3 protein-coding genes are annotated in these 1,405 nt (G+C 72.8%); 2 read left to right on the top strand and 1 reads right to left on the bottom strand.

The window, feature by feature from the left end; all coding sequences use genetic code 11:
- Window positions 1-520 precede the first annotated feature (520 nt).
- Window positions 521-709, bottom strand: coding sequence for a hypothetical protein (locus ACWFR3_RS46825; protein WP_376189705.1), 189 nt, complete (start codon window positions 707-709; stop codon window positions 521-523).
- Between the two features lie 141 nt (window positions 710-850).
- Between ACWFR3_RS46825 and ACWFR3_RS46820 the strand changes: the two genes are divergently transcribed.
- Complete coding sequence (locus ACWFR3_RS46820) at window positions 851-1,027, top strand: hypothetical protein (protein ID WP_157028735.1); 177 nt, start codon at window positions 851-853, stop codon at window positions 1,025-1,027.
- A 58-nt stretch (window positions 1,028-1,085) separates the two neighbouring features.
- A complete protein-coding gene (locus tag ACWFR3_RS46815) occupies window positions 1,086-1,301 on the top strand; it encodes a hypothetical protein (protein ID WP_376183994.1) in 216 nt (71 codons plus the stop codon).
- Window positions 1,302-1,405 lie beyond the last annotated feature (104 nt).

The following is a 1,405-nucleotide window of genomic DNA, read 5'->3' as shown; positions in this document are numbered from 1 at the left end:
CCCACACCCCGCGGCACACCGTGAGTGCCGCCCGACCGGAGGGACCCCCCCGCTCTGGCCCCGCCTTACGAGGGCGCGGCGGGCACCTGGGGGACCGTCAGGGTCGGCGGCCGCGACCCGTCACCACAGCGGCAGATCCTCCCCGCCCACCACCGGCCGGGCCGGACGCGGCGGAGTAGCCGGCGGAGCATCCCGCGGCTGCGGCCGCCGGGGTTGCGCACGTGCAGATCCCGGCGCGGGCGGCACGATCGGCTCCTCCGGTCGGCCGAGCACCGCGCGCTCCGCCGCCAGCACCGCCGCCCGCGTCCGGGCCTGCTCCCGCCTGTGCTCCGCCGCCCGCGTCCGGCACCCACCCGTCCGGCAGTACAGCCGCGGCCGCCCCACCACCGGATGCGGCCCCGGAATCGGCAGCCCACACCACCCACACCACCGCGCCCGCTCCGCCCTGCTCGCATCACTGTTCTGCACGTGCACATCATCCGGCTCCGCACCACACCTCTGGCACTTTCGACCGCCACACCTAGGCATCAGGACCCAACGGGTCCTCGCCCAGCTCCTCCCGCATCTCCGCTTGGGCGTCGGCCCACATGTCCCCCGCACCCGAGCAGTCCGAGCACAGGCAGTCGCCCGGACACCTCACCGGCACCCACAGCACGCCGTACTCCTGCGTCGGCTCGGCCCCACCCGCAACGTCATCGCTCGTACTCATGCCGGGATCAACGAGCGCCAGGAGCACGAGCCACGACACACACCTAGGCATTCTCAATTCGACGGGGCTTGCGCAGACTGACACAGTCGTGTCATAGTGAAGCGGTCGGCACAAGCTGACACAACCGCAAGGGAGATCATCATGGGCCTGTTCGGTGGCAAGAAGAACGACGACTCCTCCTCCTCCGAGGGGGTCAACTTCCAGGACCGGATGTACATGGGCTCGGCCGCCGTGTACGCCGCGATCGAGCGCGGCGAGATCCAGGGCGAGCAGGCCGTCCGGGACGCGCTGGAGCAGGCGCGGTACGACGCCAGCTGACGCCCCCTCGGCGGGGCACCGGCCGGGGCCCCGCCCCAACCACCGCCAGGAGGCCCCCATGCGCGAGTTCCTGTACATCCTCACCATGCAGTCCCACGACGGCCGCCAGGCGACCTGGAGCGGCGTCATCACCCCCGCTGAGGGCGCGACCCGCGAGCGGGTCTGGCTCGACCTCCGGGCCACGATCGCGCAGGCGCAGCCGACGCAGGAACAGCGGGAGGCGGTCGCCGCCGCCCCCACGCTGTTCTTCTCCCTGGAGCCCAACGCCCTCTGACCCCGCCCCTCGAAGCCCCCGCCGGATCGTCCGGCGGGGGCTTCGTCGTGCGTTGGGGGGGGTGAGCGAGGTAGTGCCCAGTGGGCCCCATAGGCGCACCCACC

Source organism: Streptomyces sp. NPDC055189, assembly GCF_053606765.1.
The sequence above is the reverse complement of the archived record's forward strand: the minus strand, read 5'-3'. Positions and strand labels throughout refer to the sequence as shown.

Bases quoted from the DNA above. Each gene is read 5' to 3' on its own strand.
- ACWFR3_RS46815 (WP_376183994.1), top strand. From the start codon at position 1,086: ATGCGCGAGTTCCTGTACATCCTCACCATGCAGTCCCACGACGGCCGC.
- ACWFR3_RS46825 (WP_376189705.1), bottom strand. From the start codon at position 709: ATGAGTACGAGCGATGACGTTGCGGGTGGGGCCGAGCCGACGCAGGAG.
- ACWFR3_RS46820 (WP_157028735.1), top strand. From the start codon at position 851: ATGGGCCTGTTCGGTGGCAAGAAGAACGACGACTCCTCCTCCTCCGAG.